Below are 16,866 nucleotides of genomic sequence, written 5' to 3' on the forward strand. Positions count from 1 at the left end.
CGACCATCACCGGTTCTTCGCTTTCCATTCCGCCAGCTGCATCACATCCTTATCTCCGCGACCGGATACATTGATGATAATAACCTCATTCTGATTAAACTGATCCGCGTTTTTAATCACCCAGCCGATGGCATGCGAACTTTCGAGTGCCGGCAGAATACCCTCCCACTGCGACAGCTTATCAAAACCAAACACCGCTTCTTCATCAGTGACATAGGAATATTCCGCCCGGCCCAGATCACGCAGCAGACTGTGTTCCGGGCCCACCGCCGCATAGTCGAGGCCGGCACTGATCGAATGCGTCAGAGCAATCTGACCGTCATCATCCTGCAGCACATAGGTTTTTGAGCCCTGCAGAATACCGATTTTATCCTCAGCAAACCGAGCGGCGTGCATCCCCCCGCTGATCCCGAAACCACCGGCTTCCACACCGATCATTCGAACGCCTTCATCTTTGATGAACGGATGAAACAGCCCGATCGCGTTGGAACCGCCGCCGACACACGCGATTATAGCATCCGGCAACCGGCCTTCCGCCTTGAGAATCTGTTTTCGCGCCTCACGCCCGATTACACTCTGAAAATCACGCACCATCATCGGATACGGATGCGATCCCAGTGCCGAACCGAGAATATAGTGTGTCGACCGGATATTCGTCACCCAGTCCCGCATCGCTTCGTTCACCGCCTCTTTCAACGTCTGCTGGCCAACCGTCACCGGAACCACCGTTGCCCCCAGACTTTCCATACGGAACACATTCAGCGCCTGGCGCTCCATGTCCACTTTGCCCATGTACACAACGCATTCCATATCAAACATCGCACAGACCGTCGCCGTCGCCACACCATGCTGGCCCGCGCCGGTTTCCGCGATAATACGTTTTTTACCCATGCGTTTCGCCAGCAGCACCTGCCCCATCGAATTATTGATCTTATGCGCACCGGTATGACAAAGATCCTCACGCTTCAGATAAATTTTCGCCGTACCGAGCTGCTCCGTCATACGCTCCGCAAAATAGAGCGGCGTCGGCCGGCCCACATATTCACGAAGATAATACTGCAGCTCCTTCTTAAATTCAGGGTCCTTACGAACCTCTTTATAAACACGGGTCAGTTCATTCAACGGCTCCATCAGCGTTTCCGGCACATACATGCCGCCATAATCACCAAAGTGGCCGAGTCTGTCAGGTTGAGTCGGTTTCATTTCAAAAATCCTCATTAAAAACGGATTGAGATAATGTGCCCCCCACCGGACCAATTCAAGGCTCTTTTCCCAAACCTCTCCCAAGCCCCGCCCGATTTTCCCTTGCTTCCTATAGATATATCATCTATTACCCACGATCGTGCTAATTAGATGATATATCTATGAAATGGAAAAGCTTTCATCATCCGGACTGGTCGCTGCCCGTCGTACGTCGACGGGTGCAGGAGGAATGGATAGATCTGCTTCAGGATCTGGCCGAGCTGCTACGCACCGCCGGACGCTCCCACCTCTGGAAGCACACATACCCCAACCTTCGTTCCTATCACAATTCGATGTCGCGCCTGCGAAAGGCCGGTCTGATCGTAAAACAAACCAAAGCAGCCGAACTGCCCTACCTGGAACTGACCGACGCAGGTAAAAAGCTGTTGCCGATCTATCACGAACCCGAAAAAATGTGGGAAACGACATGGAACGGAATCTGGTACATGCTGATTTTTGATGTACCCGAAGTCCAGCGACACTACCGCGACAAACTCCGTGCATTCCTTAAGCGTATGCGCATGGGCTGCCTGCAGAAGAGTGTATGGATCACCCCCCGCGACATTCGTCCGGAATATGACGACCTCGAACGCGCGGCCAACGTGAATGCGGTTTCCTATCTACTCGAATCCCGCACCGTGCTCCACCGCGCTGCCCGGGAAATGGTCGATACGTCCTGGAACTGGAAATGGATTGATCAGCTGCAGGCCCGCTACCTCTCCGTATACAACTACAACCTCGAACTGCTCGAACAGATCGACCACGATGCCGACGCCCTCATGCTCCTGCTGAAAGAGGATTCCGAAGCCTATATTCAGTGCATGCACCCGGATCCCCTGCTACCGAACGAACTGCTTCCGGCGAATTACCTTGGAAAAGACGTCTATGCCCTCCACAAAACTCTCCGCAAAAAAGTCGCTCACCACCTGCAGAAGTATATTATTTAACCACTACGATCGTAGAGTTTAGATGATATACTTTTCAATGGCCTGCTCGGCTGTGACGGGTGTGTCGGACGGGGAAATTCCGGCCTGGTGAAGTGCCAGACCGATGACGGTTTCGGGCGATAGGCCTGATTCACGAAGCCGGGATATGCTTTCGGAATGCTGGCGCTTACTGAGTTTCCGGCCCGAATCATCATAAATCAAGGGATGATGGAAATACTGCGGAACCGGCGCGTTCAGGGTTTGGAACAGCTGAATCTGACGGGCGGTGCTGAAAAGAATATCCTCTCCTCGGATAACGAGACCGACGCCCTGACGGATATCATCGCAAACGCAGGCAAACTGATACGTCCACTGCCCCTGACGGTCGCGCAACGAAAAATCGCCGCACTGCAACCAGGGAATCTGACACTGTTCACCCCGTTTAAGATCCTGAAAAACCACCTCTTTTCCCGGGGTCCGAAAGCGGACCGTATGGCCTTCGAGCGGGAGCCCCTTTTCGGCACAGGTTCCTGAATAACAGAGTTCCCCAGCTCCTTCCGACTGCATTTCAGCAATCTGCCGGCGGGTGCATTCACAACCGTAAACCAACTCCCGTTTTTCCAGCTCATCCAGTACGGACTGATAATATTCCGAACAATCGCTCTGCCGGAATGCAGATGGTTTTTCCGCAGGAGATGAAATTCCGAGATCCGGAACAAAACCAAGCCATTCCAGGGTTTCAAACATGGCCTGTTCATATTCCGGCCGGGCCCGGGAAAGATCGTGATCCTCAATCCGGAAAAGGACACCGGCACCGAACTTGCGAGCAATCCCCCAGACATAGAGCATATGGAGTACATGCCCCAAATGAAGATATCCGGTCAGACTGGGCGCAAACCGGGTGATCATCAGGCACTCCGGGCGGTCTCGATAAAGGCTTTCACTTTATCCATATCCTTCACCCGCAGCTCTTTCTCAACACCGGAACTGACGTCCACGCCCCAAGGCTTCACCTGGGCAATAGCTTCAGCGACATTTTCCGCCGTCAGTCCACCCGCAAGCAGAATGGACTTTTCAATGGCCCGAACAAGGGTTCTCGCCATACTCCAGTCGCAGGTTTTCCCGGTTCCGCCAACAGTCTTTTCGTCGTAGGAATCGAGCAGAATACGGTCGAATTCAAAAGAGGATTCGGAATGATACAGCTCGGCCGGCGTTGTTGCCCGCCAGACTTCCAATCCCTTGAAAAATTCGCGATCAAGGCTCCAGCTGTCGTGCACTTTATGCACCTGAATCACATCAAAACGGCCGTGCTGCGCAGCATGTGCAAGCTCGGCTTCGCCGGGGCACACAAATACTCCAACGCGTTTGATGTCTTCCGGCGTTTCCCACTGCCCCACCTCTTCCGGTGGGACATAGCGTTTAGATTCCGGCCACTGAATAAAACCGACAGCATCAGGCTTTAAAGCAGAAACCTGCTCGAGGTCGTCCCCCGAACAGATTCCGCAGATCTTGACAAATGTCGACATTGGACTACTCAGCAGGAACCTCTTCAGCCGACGGAGTCACTTCCAACTCAGCAATATCTTCTGCAATTTCACCCGCAGCCTCAATCGCCAACGCTTTGCTTTCCCCGGCTGTCAGATTCATCGGACTCTGGCCTTCCGCCCAGACGATTTCAAAATCTTCGACACCGATAAATTCAAACGAAGTGGTGATCTGACGACTCAGCGCATCACGGGTATCGCCCTCTTTATAGGTATTTCCGGAGGCAACCAGCAGTACAACACTCTTGATTTTGTGTAACGGTTTAATGCCATCTTCAGTGATCTCAAAAGTCAGTCCCGGACAGAGAATCTGGTCAATCCAGGCCTTCATAGCGGCCGGCGAAGAAAAGTTCCACATCGGCATGGTCAGAACCAGAACATCCGCATTATTGAACAGTTCCGCCTGTTTGGAGGCATAATTCATCGCCATTTCCTCCACCTTGGAACGCTCGTAGCCCTCCTGAGTAACCGGATTCCATACGGCGCGATAAAGCTCATAAGAATAAAACGGCGGTTTTTCATCATAAAGATCGACATTCACCAGCTCTACGTCCGGACGCAATTCAATAAGTTTTCCGAAAAAGGCCGCGGCCAGCTGTTTTGAAACCGATTCTTCAGTCGGTTTCGGATTCGCGCATACGTGCAAAACATTCATATTAAGGGACTCCTTATCTATTTCCCTCTCCCAAGGGTATTTCCAAATTGAGTGGTGTTTATAGCCTAAAGCGTAAGGACCGTACAACCTATAACCCCGAATAACAGGTTTCTGCAGGCCGTTTTACAAAAAATCTCTCCAAAAACCGGAGAGATACATCCTTTCCAATGACCGCCAACGGGTTAGATCGCAGTGATTTCGTCGTAGAATCCGACATAGTCATCTTTACGGTCACTGTCCCGCAACGCCATGGCCGTGCGCGGATGTTCATTCTGATGCCCCGTAATCATATACGGAATACTGTAGCCCCAATCAATTTCCTGACTGAGCGGATGCATGGTATGCTGTACAAAATTCAGAATCGGCCGCAGATTAAACTTCGGATTCTTCAGAAACCCGACGAGCAGCTCGGTCGGGCAGTTACCTGCACCGCGCCCCATTCCCATCATCGTGGTATCGAGCATTTTAACACCGTTGATCGCAGCATACATGGTGTTGGCATAGGCCAGTTGCTGGTTGTTGTGCGCATGAATTCCGAGAATCTTCCCTGTCTTTTTATACCGCTCAATCAGGTCTCCGATCTGCTCGTAGTACAACGAACCGAAACTGTCGACCACATAGAGGAAATCGATCTCCTCTACGCCCTCCAGCGTTTCAAGGCCATTATCAAGCTCATAGTCCGGCACCGTCGAAACCGCCATCAGATTCAGCGCCACTTCATAGCCCTTATCCTTGGCATCCTTCACAATTTCCAGAGCCGCCGGAATCTGATGGATATAGGTGGCCACACGGATCAGATCGAGTACGGACTCATTTTTCGGCAGAATATCATTCAGATCGGTTCGACCGGTATCAGCCATGGCACAAAGTTTGAGACCGGTATCGTTTTCGCCCACTTCCCGGCGGATATCCTCTTCGCTCGAAAATTTCCAGGGACCATGTTCGTTGCCCGGGAACAGCTTTCTATCCGCTTTATACCCGACTTCCATATAATCAATGCCGCCGGCCACGCAGGTATCATAAACCCCTTTAAAAAAACCGTCATCAAACTTGTGCGCGTTGCACAGGCCGCCATCACGCACCGTGCAATCTACAATTTTCAGGTCGGGATCAAAAGTCACCCAGCCCGCGCTCTTATCATGCTGCTCACTCATACTCTCTCCTGTATTTTTAAAATCCGAAAAGGGCGAGGAATATAACACTGCCCCAAAAATGAACGAAACATTTCCCGATATATTTAAAATCCGGGCAGCCGGAACCTTTCCCGGAGATTGAAAGAAGTCTTCCCCCAGGTCTGCGGAAGGACGGAAAAGATAAGCCTCCCGAAAACAGCCTTTGACCGAACCCCATTACGTAAATCAGTGCTGCCCGATTTTGAAATAGCGCTGCTCTTCAGCCGTTTTCAATTCGCTCGAAAGAAGCACAAATCCGGCAGAGTCAGCAAGATTGGTCGCCGCCGGCTCCCAGATACCGGTCACCAGGTTGGTAGTCGCCCAGAGCACATTCGTCGATCCCGGCTCGGCCCCGACCCCGAAAACCGTTTCATCCAGTCCGATCACTTCAGCGGAGCAGAGTCGAATGCCGTCCTGCAGCCCGTTGTGCTCCAGACGATAGGTCCCGGAACCGCCAGCACTATAGCTGAAAACCAGAATGGTATAGGTCCCGGCCTCCGGTGCCGCCAACAACGGAATCGCGGCCTCTGAGGATCCGGCGTCCGAATCAATAAGCACCCCGTCCGGATCGTAAAGATTCAGCTGCAGAGTCATGCCGCCCGCATCCACCAATTCAATGCAATCCAGCTGAATCGGGTCACCTGCACATGCGGAAAATTCAAACAGATCCAGATCGCCCAGATCCACTTCCCCCTCCGGAAAGATTTCAGCCGCGAGTGCTCCTCCTTCATCCCCCGAAGGGACGATAAAGAGATTGCCGATGTTGGCAAAACGCAGGTTATACGTACCTACACCGCCCGAAATATAATTTTCAACCACTACCGTGTAGACGCCGCCGCTGGTAATCGAATGACTGATCAGCGCATCGGAGGCATTCGCACTGTGTGTAATGGATGATCCGTCCGGGCCGTAGAGCAGGATCCACGGTGAAAAAACTGCCGGTTCCGTCGAAACATCCCCGCATCGCAGAATAATCGAATCCCCAGCATCCGCGCTGAAGGTCCACAGATCCACATCCGCCAGATCGGTAATGCCGATATGATTCGCCCCGTTGGTCAGCGCACCGCCCTCATCTCCGGCCGGCACCACGAATGATTTCCCGGTATTCGCGTAGCGCAGATTATACGTGCCCGCGCCGCCAGAAATATAATTCTCCACCACCACCCGATAGACGCCGCCCGTGGTGGCCGCATGAACAATCTCCGCATCAGACGAATTGGTATCCTGCGAAATCAATGATCCGTCCGGACCGTACAGCAGAATCCAGGGAGAAAAAGAAACCAGCTCTGTCGTCACCTCTCCGATCCTCAACCGAAGGGTATCCCCTTCATCCGCGCTGAAAGTCCACATATCGATATCCGCCAGATCGGTAATGCCGATATGATTCGCCCCGTTGGTCAGCGCACCGCCTTCATCTCCGGCCGGAACCACAAACGACTTTCCGACATTCGCATAGCGGAGATTGTATGTACCCGCTCCGCCCGAAATATAATTTTCAACCACTACCGTGTAGACGCCGCCGGTCGTGGCCGAATAGCTGATCAGCGCATCGGAAGAATTCGCATCCTGTTCAATAAAAGATCCATCCGGCCCATAGAGCAGAATCCAGGGCGAAAAAGTCCCGAGATCGGTCGACACTTCGCCGATCCGCAGAATAATCAAATCCCCAGCATCCGCGCTGAAGGTCCACATATCCACATCCGCGAGACCGATCACCCCGAAATGATTTTCACCGTTCGTCAGCTCGCCACCCTCGTCTCCGACCGGAATAACGAAAGGTTTTCCGGCGTTCGCATAGCGGAGATTGTATGTACCCGCTCCGCCCGAAATATAATTTTCAACCACTACCGTGTAGACGCCGCCGGTCGTGGCCGAATAGCTGATCAGCGCATCGGAAGAATTCGCATCCTGTTCAATAAAAGATCCATCCGGCCCATAGAGCAGAATCCAGGGCGAAAAAGTCCCGAGATCGGTCGACACTTCGCCGATCCGCAGAATAATCAAATCCCCAGCATCCGCGCTGAAGGTCCACATATCCACATCCGCGAGACCGATCATCCCGAAATGATTTTCACCGTTCGTCAGCTCGCCACCCTCGTCTCCGACCGGAATAACGAAAGGTTTTCCGGCATTCGCATAGCGAAGATTGTATGTACCCGCTCCACCCGAAACATAGCTTTCAACCACCACCGTGTAAACGCCGGTGTTGGTAATCGAATGGGCGATCTCCGCATCAGAGGCCGACGAATCCCCTTCAATGAGCACTCCGCCCGGACTATAAAGCCGAATCCAGGGAGAAAAGGTCCCATAGGCAGTCGTGACCTCCCCGATCCGCAGAATAATCGAATCCCCTGTGTCTGCCGAAAAAGTCCATGTATCGTTCACATCATTTGTCGTGATGCTGCCCGTGTGGTTTCCGCCGTTGCTGAGAACTGCGGCATACGAGACGAAAGTGCTGGCGAAAACCAGTAGGATTGAAATCCCGGGAACGTGCATGGTGCGTGATGCTTTCATAAAATTCTCCCGTTATGCCCGGAATCACTCTCCGGGCTGGGGGGAAACCTGCCAGATCACTGACGGATGGAAAGCCTCTTCTGAAATTTCTTTACAAGTTTATATGATATAAATATACGCGTATTTCCAATACATATTAGCATGCAGTGCCGCAACATTCAGTCCAACAGAATCTGCACAACCTGCTGTGCGGCAGTTCGGACACCCAGCAGCTTCCGGAGTTCGGAATATCCTTTCAGCATCGCGGATTTTTCGGCTGATGACTCCATGAACTTTTCCAGTTCCGCCACCATCATTTCAGGCGACGCTGCATTCTGAATCAATTCCGGGCAGACGGTTTTTCCGGAAATAATGTTCACCAGACCGATGTGTTTAATCTTCACCACTGACCGCGCAAACCAATACGTAAAGGCACTGGTTTTATAAACGAGGATATGCGGCGTACCGATCAGCGCAGTCTCCAGAGTCGCAGTCCCCGACGTCACAATCGCCGCTTCGGCCTGACGCATCACTTCGCGCGCATTTCCACAAACGACATCCAGCCGTACCGGTTTATCCAGGGATTGGGAAATTTTTCCCTTCACCAGTTTTTCGATCCGTTCATTCGGCGAAGCGATCATAAAAGAGAGATCCGGAAACTTCTGTTCCAGTAATTTTGCCGCGGAAAGAATAGCGGGAAGAATACGCTCAATCTCCTGTTTCCGACTGCCCGGGAGGAGAGCAATGCGCTGATCCGACTGCCATGGCAGATCCAATGGTTCTGTTTTCAGAAATTCATCAATCTGCTCCACCAACGGATTCCCGACAAAATCGACCTGAAGTCCGGTCCCTTGAAACAGCTCCACTTCAAACGGAAAAATAACCATCAGCCGATCAATGCAGGCCGCCATTTTCGGAATCCGCTTTTTATTCCACGCCCAGACCTTCGGTGAAATATAATAATAAACCTTCACCCCACGCTTCTTCAGCTCCGGAGCAAGACGCAGATTAAAGCCGGGATAATCAACCAGCAGTGCCTTCTCCGGCTTACGTTTATCGACCTCGTCCAGAATCTGCTGAAGCACGCCTTTAAAAAAGCGGTACTGTTTGAGCACCTCGATAATGCCCATCACCCCCATGCGGTCGGTATGCTGCAACAGTTCAACAGCTTCCGCCTTCAGATGGTCCCCACCAATCCCCCACCACTCCGTATCCGGCGTTTTTTCCTTATAAGCACTCACCACTTTCGAGGCATGCAGATCCCCCGAAATTTCGCCGGCCACCACTAGAATCGATTTCTTCATTGCCGATCATGACCATCAGAGGTTTCCGTATCTACCGCCACAAAGGCCATATTGTACCGGTCCGCCAGCTGAACCAGCTTATCCTGTTCAAGCAGAATGGTTTTCCCGGCCTCCACCGCCAGACAGGAAACCCTCGCTTTTTTCATCATCCGAAAGGTTCTGGTTCCAACCACCGGAATATCAAACCGCATATCGTGCCCAACTTTCGGCACTTTCACAATCACACAGCCGGCTTTACCGACCCGTCCAGCACGCCTGATGCACTGGTTGGTGCCTTCAAATGCCTCAACGGCCACAATTATGCCCTCCTTGAGAGCTACAGTCTGGCCGATCTCAAAATCGCTGGTTCCTTTGACCAGTTTCAAACCGAGCGCAATATCAGCCTGCTCGCGTTCTGTCGGGGCCCTTTTGCTTAAAAGCCCTTTTTCCGGTGTATAACATTCCATAAAAGCATTACCGGGCAGAATCTCAATCCCCAGATTTTCAATGGCTTCTACCACGGCACCGAAGATCGTATGCGCATTTTTAAAATCAAGCCGGCGGTACATCTCAACCGCAAGCCGGTCCATGCGAACCGTAAAGAGATTTTTCGGAGCAATCTGTCCAACCATCATACATTGCCGGATGCCGATAGAAGAGAGGGTATCCAGAAAACACTGCATGCTGCCCAGATTCACCCAATGAACCTGATCCACTAACATTGAAATTTCGCGACGCGTCTCCCCTTTAAATGCCACCACATCAATACGCTTCACCCCGGCGTCGCGCGCAGCGCGGGCCAGCATCAGCGGATAGGCATCTCGTCCGGCAATAATAATCAGTGATTCAGGAACATCGTTCATATCCGCCACATACTGCCCCAAAAAAGAACCCTTGGAAAATCAAATTTCCAAGGGTTGGCTCAAGCGGACAGCGTACGCTTAAAACTCGTAAAGCAGAGCCCCGCTGAATACGGCGGAATAATAATCCTTACCCCACTGGCCGTCGATATCAGCCGTCAGCTTCACCCCGTTTTCCAGTTTAGCCGCAAAGCCCACTCCGAACTGCGCCAGATTCGCTTCCGGACCGCGCATAATGAAGAGTCCACGCTGCGTGGAATCAATCAGCGTGTAGTCCACGACTTCGTCATCGTCATTGAATTCATGTATCCAGTAACCGCGCAGCTGAGTTTCAAAATCAATCTTAGCACCATAAGTCGGCACCGTCAGCTCAGCCCCCAGCATAGAGCGGCAGTCCCAACGATCAAACGATTCAATATCCCGTGCAACCGAGGTAGAGGATTTTTCCTTATATCCATCCTGACTGTACAGACTGCCCTGCACCCCAATCAGCGGTTTGATCAGTGAACCTTCATCGTCGGGATTCAGCATTTCTGTGCCCAGCCCGAAATAAATCGTTGTCTGCGCCGCATCCGCCGAAGAAGTCACATCAAAATCCGTTCCGGAGGTGTTATCCATACCGATTACACCATGGCTGAGTACCACATCAGCAAACCATTCCTTTGTGCCGTATGAACCGTAAAGCATACCGTAAGCGGTGTCCGCATCACTCTCATCCCCGTTATCGCCGGAAAGAGAAGAACCGGTATAGCCACCGGCCAAACCGACAAGCAGTTCACCGAACGCTTTATCCACACCCAGCACCATACCATAACTGTTGAAATCATAGCCGTTATCATATCGACCGTTCTGATCACGATCGCCCAGACCGCCGTAAGCCTTAACCCAAGGCTGATAACTCTGCTCCGGATCATGATATCCGGGACCGTAAACTCCATACATTCCGTATTCATGGAAAGACGAACCACGGGCACGAATCTGATCTATCGCCCCCCAGATCCCTTTGGCATGCTCAAAAGTCGGCAGACTGTAGATATAGAGCTGTTTCATCTGAGCCTCTACTTCATTCTCAGACAGTCCATTCAGAATTTCCACCTGGTTTGAGGCAGCAGTATGTCCGGCAGCCGCCATGGTTTCGATTTCCTCAATAATTGCATCCATCAGCGAACCGGAACCTAAGTCCCCGACATCCGCAATGGACCGACGCGTATAGATGGCCATGATATTGGTTCCATCCACCAAATTGAGCTGATAGTCGACCAGACTGCCCCCGAAGCATCCAGTGCAGATAACGAAATGCCGTTGGTAACCCCATCAATAACCAACGTATCGGCCGTAATGATACTGTTGGTGTAGGTCGTATCGACAGTCAGCCGCGAAACCGCATCCACACCGACCTTCGCACCGGCTTCAAACTCCGCCTGCGAAGCAGCCAGATGTCCGACGTTGGTTCCGGTAGAATCCGTCATAATAGTCAGTCTGGCGCCGGAAGCCTGATAGTATTCATCCACATCCACCAGTGCGCCGGATGCAATCTCCAATCCGGAATCACCGCCGGCGTTACGGTTGTAAAGGGCCGAAGCATTCAACTGCGCTCCGTCTTCCACCCGGAGAATATTATTATCACTGCCCTCGTGCCATTCGCCGTCAATGACAGTACCGCCGATTGCAACATAATTACCCGCTGTCAGTGTTGACCCCACGCCGCTTACCAGCACCATGTTATTGCCGCCACCTTCTGCAAAATCACCAATAGTAAGCGCTCTTACAGAAGCGGAAGCCCCGTTCGTTATGATCAGCGCATTCTCCTCATCCACATCACCGATATGCACATCGTATGATCCCAGATTCAGAGCTGCCGCTGCACCGTTAAAAATGTTGGTACTTTGATAGCGCTGAGAAAAATAACCGACTTCATCCCAGTCCCCCCAGTCCAGGCCGGGAAGAATAAACCCTTCAGACTGAAACTCATAGGTAACTCCCCTGAAAATTCCGACATAAGGCACATCGTCGTATGTTATATCCTTAACAAAGGTAATTTTCGAACCACTCTCCAGCACAAGCTTATTGTCTGCATCGTTAACGCACTGTGCGGCATTGGTCAGCACCAGCTCTCCGCCATTTCTAATGGTCACTGTACAGCCCATGTTGGTGTCTGCGGTTCCGAGTTCAAAATGGTCGATACTCAGCACGTTACTGTCTTCAACATATACCTCCACCGCACCGAGCGTGACCCCTGAGTTTGTAGTAATCACATTTGTTGTGATTGTTCCGATCAGCAGTTCATTTGCATACCAGACGCTGTTTGTTCCGCCGAGGGTAACCGTGCCGTTTCCGTCCAGCGCCTGAACATAATTGGTGCCGCCGTAAAACTCGACCGTCCCCGCGTCCATTATCAGACCGCCGGATGCTGTAAAGTCACCATAAAACTCCGCAGTCCCTCCCCGCAACTGAAGGCCACTGTGAACGTTGCTCGAACTGCCGGTATGGTGGAAATCATTATAGGCTCTAAAGATACCGCCATCTGCAATCTCAAGATGGTTACTGTTGGCCGCGCCCTCGAAAAGCTCGACAGAACCGTACATCGACAGCACCCCTCCGTTCCGCACCTCTACCGAGTTCTCATAGGTTGTAGAAGAGCCGATCACAAGGTTCGTAAGGGATAAAGAGGCGCCCTCAACAATGGACAGTGTATTGGAATCCGAAGTAGCACCCACAGCTACAGCACCGTTCAGCGGCTCCCATTCCGCCTCCTCACCAAACAGCTGAAGTTCCTGATATCCGTTATCGACATCATTAACTCCGGTCAGCGTCCCGCCCACTGCAAGCACCGAATTAGACCCCAAATAATAAAACCCATCCATCGAGGCATCCATATCTCCATGGATTTTCAAGGTGGCGGAATCTCCGATAACCAATGCGTTCCCGTTTGCAACTCCATTAATTTCCAGATCGCCGTCAATCTCCAGTGTTCCCATACCGCCGGCATTGAGACCATCAAAGTTATTCGTTTCACCCGGCAGCCAGCCTACCCACACCATATTATTGCTGTTGGCATCAGTACCAATGGTCAGATCTTTCGCACTCCAGATCGCATTGACCGTGTTTGTTGTTATTTTGAGAATTCCGTTTTCATAGGATTCCTCATAATCAACACCACCGTAAATCTGAACAAAGTTTCCATCAGCCGAATCGGAATATCCCACATATGCCTCCTCGGTCGCGAGTGAAGCATCGTTGAATTTTCCGCCCTCTTTATAGGAAACAATGCCTAAATAGTTATTCGTCGTGTACTTACCGACATACACCGTCCCCCAGACAGCGTCTTCCGACAGATATTTCCACTGATTATCAATCTGAACAGCATCCTCATCCGCAAAAGCCGAAAAAGCCAGTGCCGATATCACTGAAAGCCCAACTAAATGTTTAATACCCATCCCTGATCCTTTATTTATTTAAAAATTTAAAGTTTAAATAAGCAAATACAGGGCCAATCTGTAAGGGTTTGTATCAGATCAGGAACCCGGAACCTTTATTCTTCCCGGATATCCTTTCCGGATTCAGCCATCCAAAGCCCCCATGAAAATTATGAATGAATATACGGAACACCGCAGTTGCCATGGTGAATGGCTCTGCCTCCGCTTCAGAAAACCGACGCATAACGCGCACTGCATTAAGCCGGTTATTGGAACAGCCGAAACCCTGGCCCGTTTCTCATTTTGGCAAATCCGGTTCCGAGTTATGGATAATCATTTGTCCACGGTCTGCTCTTCGTTGGCGGACATCAGGCCTTCAATCATTTCAACCAGTCCCTGCAGCTCTTTGGCTTTGCACACATCAAGAACGGTCAGGCCGTCGGCATCGGGAATATCCGCACGGGCTCCTGAACGCAGCAGGAAACGGGCAATCGCATATTCCCGCCTTTCGATAGCATGATGCAGAACTGTTTTTCCTTCACCGAGAATCCGGTTCGGATCGGCACCGAGCTCCAAAAGCAGCGTGGCGGTTTCATACTGCCGATTCACCAGCGCGATCTCAAACGGAGTACGGTTTTCCTCATCAACCAGATCAATACGATCAAGAGCACCCGCCAGTTGCTCCACCAATTGATTATGTCCCACCTGAGCAGCCATATGCAGCGGTGTCAGACTGGAAAAATTGAATACGGAAGCATCGGCCCCGTTTTCCAGCAACAGCTCTACGGCCGACACATGCTGACGTCGAACCGCAATATGCAGCGCGGTATCACCCCGCTGATCGAATGCATTAATCTCCGCACCGGCCTCAATCAGAACGCGGGCCCGCTGGAGCGAAGCGCTTTCGATACACTGCATGAGCGCGGTGCGGTAAAGACCGTTACGCTCATCAATATCCGCACCGGCGGCAAGCAGCAACTTTAGCGCCGCTGCATCTGGCAGCTCCGCCGCCCGATGCAACGCCGGCGTACCGTCAACATCATTGACACTCGGGCTGAGCCCGGCATTCAGCAGCGTTTCAAGCATTGGAGGATTTCCCAGCGAGGCGATAACCGGACTGATTCCGCGCGGATCGAGATTCACCAGCGGGGCACCGTGCCCGGCCAGCCACGCGAGGGCCTCGGGATAATTTTCCCGGAAAGCCACCTGAATCAGCGTCAGTCCTTCGGCATTTTTACGGGAGAGCACTTTCGGGTTGGCACTAATCCGCTGTTCCAGCAAAGTCAGTTTACCATTCCGCAGCAGATCAAACTCGTTTTGAACCGCACTCTGATACCGCATCACGAACCAGCCCGCCCCGCCGATCAGCACCAGAACCAGTAATAAACCCACAATCCACCATGGAAATGACTCCACCCTGTCCAACAGACTCCGTGACACATTCGTGATTCTTCCGGCCACAAGATACGCGATAAACAGCACAACGGTTCCCAGCACCAGCGCCCCCGTCAGAATCGCTGAAAACAGAAACTTCCGGTCATCCAGCTCAAATTCGAGCTGCCCGTGAAAATGCCAGGCGGCAAACCCGGCCAGGGCCGTCAGTACCAGTCCGATCTGGGCTGAAAAGCGAAGCCGGCCACGTATAATAAATAGATCCGCCATAAGAATATCCCGTTCTGTTGCAGGATTTTTTTACCATGCCCCCGCTCAGCAACTCAACCCCGCCGAACCACTAATGGTGCCGCAGTAACCGGCCGGTTTACCCCCTCCACTTCAACCCCATTGGCCCGGATGCAGCAAATCCCCTGTCGATTGCAGGCAATTCCCGCTTGCGTTTTCAGCCCCGATTCCCATTATTTGCGCTTCATTTTTAACCACTTCAATTGAAAGGAATTAAACATGGCTGTTAAGAAAGTTGCCCTGCTGACCGCCGGCGGACTTGCCCCTTGTCTCTCCACCGCGGTGGGTCGCCTGATCGAACGCTACACCGAAATTTCCCCGGAAACTGAAATCATTGCCTACGTCGGCGGCTACAAAGGCCTGCTGCTCGGCGACTCCATCACAATTACCGATGAAATCCGTAAAAACGCAGCGGTACTGTACAAACACGGCGGCTCCCCATCGGTAACAGCCGTGTCAAACTCACCAATGTCAAAGACTGCGAAAAACGCGGCCTCGTCAAAGAAGGACAGGATCCGCTTCAGGTGGCCGCAGACCAGCTCGTGAAAGACGGCGTGGATGTTCTCCACACCATCGGCGGCGACGACACCAACACCACAGCAGCCGATCTCGCAGCTTATCTGGCTGAAAATGACTACAAACTGACCGTAGTCGGTCTCCCGAAAACCATCGATAACGATGTCTATCCGATCAAACAGTCCCTCGGAGCCTGGACCGCGGCCGAAGAAGGTGCGCGCTTTTTCGAGAATGTAGTCGCCGAGCACAACGCGAATCCGCGTATGCTCATCATCCACGAAGTCATGGGCCGCAACTGCGGATGGCTCACCGCCTACACCGCCAAGGTCTACCATGAACGCCTCGAAGAACTCGATTTCCTGCCGAATATCGGACTCTCCAAAGAACGTAAAGACGTACACGCCATCTTCGTTCCGGAAATGGATATCGACATTGCCGCGGAAGCCAAGCGCCTCACCAAAGTGATGGACGATGTCGATAACGTGAACATCTTCATCTCCGAAGGGGCCGGCGTTGATGCCATCATCAAGGAAAAGGAAGCCGCCGGCGAAGAAATCATCCGCGATGCTTTCGGCCACGTGAAACTGGACACCATCAATCCGGGAGCCTGGTTCGGCAAACAGTTTGCCGATCTGCTCGGTGCTGAAAAAGTCCTGATTCAGAAATCCGGCTACTATGCGCGCGCCGCCGCCTCCAACGAAGCCGACCTGAAACTCATCAAAGAGTGCTGCGACGTGGCCGTTGATTCCGCGATCGCCGGCATTGGCGGTGTGGTTGGTCATGACGAAGATAATAACGATGAGCTCCGCGCCTGCGAATTTCCGCGCATTGCCGGCGGCAAACCGTTCAATATTGACGAACCGTGGTTCGGCGAACTCCTTGCTGACATCGGCCAGACCAAAGGGACTAAAGTGGAAGTCAGTCACTAAAAAAATCATGTCGTAATGGCTGAAGCGTGATCACGTTCAGCTGTTCACGGTCTCGACTCAGAAAAGCGTTCTCCGAAATTCCGGAGGACGCTTTTTTTCTATGGTTTGAATGCTGCCAATCCCCTTGCCACGACCGAAATAGGTGATACC

General features: G+C 52.1%; 12 protein-coding genes and 1 pseudogene. 2 read left to right on the forward strand and 11 right to left on the reverse strand.

Annotation, left to right across the window (positions count from 1 at the left end; all coding sequences use genetic code 11):
• Positions 1–6: 6 nt before the first annotated feature.
• Entirely contained in the window at positions 7–1,218 is a 1,212-nt protein-coding gene (trpB, locus tag EGM51_11665) for a tryptophan synthase subunit beta (GenBank protein ID QBG48022.1), read from the reverse strand.
• A 146-nt stretch (positions 1,219–1,364) separates the two neighbouring features.
• On the opposite strand from trpB, the gene EGM51_11670 reads away from it, so the two are divergent.
• A complete protein-coding gene (locus tag EGM51_11670; protein QBG48023.1) occupies positions 1,365–2,189 on the forward strand; it encodes a hypothetical protein in 825 nt (274 codons plus the stop codon).
• Between the two features lie 18 nt (positions 2,190–2,207).
• Here the strand turns inward: EGM51_11670 and EGM51_11675 are convergent, their stop codons facing one another.
• The 10 genes from EGM51_11675 to EGM51_11720 all read right to left on the reverse strand — a co-directional run bounded on the left by EGM51_11675 (position 2,208) and on the right by EGM51_11720 (position 15,253).
• Entirely contained in the window at positions 2,208–3,077 is an 870-nt protein-coding gene (locus EGM51_11675) for a hypothetical protein (protein ID QBG48024.1), read from the reverse strand.
• Positions 3,077–3,694, reverse strand: coding sequence for a phosphoribosylanthranilate isomerase (locus EGM51_11680; GenBank protein QBG48025.1), 618 nt, complete (start codon positions 3,692–3,694; stop codon positions 3,077–3,079). Before EGM51_11680 ends, EGM51_11675 begins: the two co-directional genes overlap by 1 nt.
• Positions 3,695–3,698: 4 nt before the next feature.
• Entirely contained in the window at positions 3,699–4,367 is a 669-nt protein-coding gene (locus EGM51_11685; GenBank protein QBG48026.1) for a hypothetical protein, read from the reverse strand.
• A 182-nt stretch (positions 4,368–4,549) separates the two neighbouring features.
• Positions 4,550–5,521, reverse strand: a complete 972-nt coding sequence (locus EGM51_11690; GenBank protein ID QBG48027.1) for a nucleoid-structuring protein H-NS — start codon at positions 5,519–5,521, stop codon at positions 4,550–4,552.
• Between the two features lie 204 nt (positions 5,522–5,725).
• A complete protein-coding gene (locus EGM51_11695) occupies positions 5,726–8,053 on the reverse strand; it encodes a hypothetical protein (protein QBG48028.1) in 2,328 nt (775 codons plus the stop codon).
• A 158-nt stretch (positions 8,054–8,211) separates the two neighbouring features.
• Positions 8,212–9,336, reverse strand: a complete 1,125-nt coding sequence (locus EGM51_11700; GenBank protein ID QBG48029.1) for a lipid-A-disaccharide synthase — start codon at positions 9,334–9,336, stop codon at positions 8,212–8,214.
• A complete protein-coding gene (locus tag EGM51_11705; GenBank protein QBG48030.1) occupies positions 9,333–10,199 on the reverse strand; it encodes an LpxI family protein in 867 nt (288 codons plus the stop codon). The genes EGM51_11700 and EGM51_11705 overlap by 4 nt, the downstream gene beginning before the upstream one ends.
• A gap of 57 nt (positions 10,200–10,256) precedes the next feature.
• Entirely contained in the window at positions 10,257–11,396 is a 1,140-nt protein-coding gene (locus EGM51_11710; GenBank protein QBG48031.1) for an autotransporter outer membrane beta-barrel domain-containing protein, read from the reverse strand.
• Positions 11,351–13,612, reverse strand: a complete 2,262-nt coding sequence (locus EGM51_11715) for a hypothetical protein (GenBank protein ID QBG48032.1) — start codon at positions 13,610–13,612, stop codon at positions 11,351–11,353. The genes EGM51_11710 and EGM51_11715 overlap by 46 nt, the downstream gene beginning before the upstream one ends.
• Before the next feature lie 312 nt (positions 13,613–13,924).
• Positions 13,925–15,253 carry a hypothetical protein gene (locus EGM51_11720; protein ID QBG48033.1) on the reverse strand — a complete coding sequence of 443 codons (1,329 nt, stop codon included), beginning with the start codon at positions 15,251–15,253 and terminating at the stop codon, positions 13,925–13,927.
• Between the two features lie 237 nt (positions 15,254–15,490).
• Between EGM51_11720 and EGM51_11725 the strand changes: the two are divergent.
• Positions 15,491–16,716 (forward strand): annotated as a pseudogene (locus EGM51_11725) (pyrophosphate--fructose-6-phosphate 1-phosphotransferase).
• The last annotated feature ends 150 nt before the right edge of the window (positions 16,717–16,866 follow it).

Source organism: Verrucomicrobia bacterium S94, assembly GCA_004299845.1.
In the GTDB taxonomy this organism is placed as follows: domain Bacteria; phylum Verrucomicrobiota; class Kiritimatiellia; order Kiritimatiellales; family Pontiellaceae; genus Pontiella.